Source organism: Stenotrophomonas sp. SrG (genome assembly GCF_050031795.1).
Classification (GTDB): Bacteria; Pseudomonadota; Gammaproteobacteria; order Xanthomonadales; family Xanthomonadaceae; genus Stenotrophomonas; species Stenotrophomonas rhizophila_A.
The window spans coordinates 1-269 of the sequence record NZ_JBNBBE010000283.1 but is presented as its reverse complement, the minus strand read 5'-3'; the positions used below and the strand labels follow the sequence as shown (position 1 = coordinate 269).

Genomic DNA, 269 nt, shown 5'->3' with positions numbered 1-269 from the left:
CCCTGCTCGCGGTCCAGTACCTCGCTGGGCAGCTCACCGATCACTGCCAGCGCGCCCTGCACCTCGGCCAGATGGTCGAAGCGCGCATCCAGCCATTCCACCGTGTCGCCTGCATGCTCGCCCAGCAGCGCATCGGCGGCACCGCGATGGCGGGCGCGCAGTGCATGCCAGTCGTCGCGCCACTGCGGCGCGTTGTCGGTAGCGGCACCGGCCAGCGCGATCAGCGCGTCGGTCACGCCCTTCATCGCCGATACCACGGTGACCTGCAC

The 269-nt window shown here is 70.6% G+C and carries 1 pseudogene; it reads right to left on the bottom strand.

The window, feature by feature from the left end:
- A pseudogene (locus ACQG3P_RS19850) lies at positions 1 to 269 on the bottom strand (bifunctional aspartate kinase/homoserine dehydrogenase I); the annotation flags it as partial.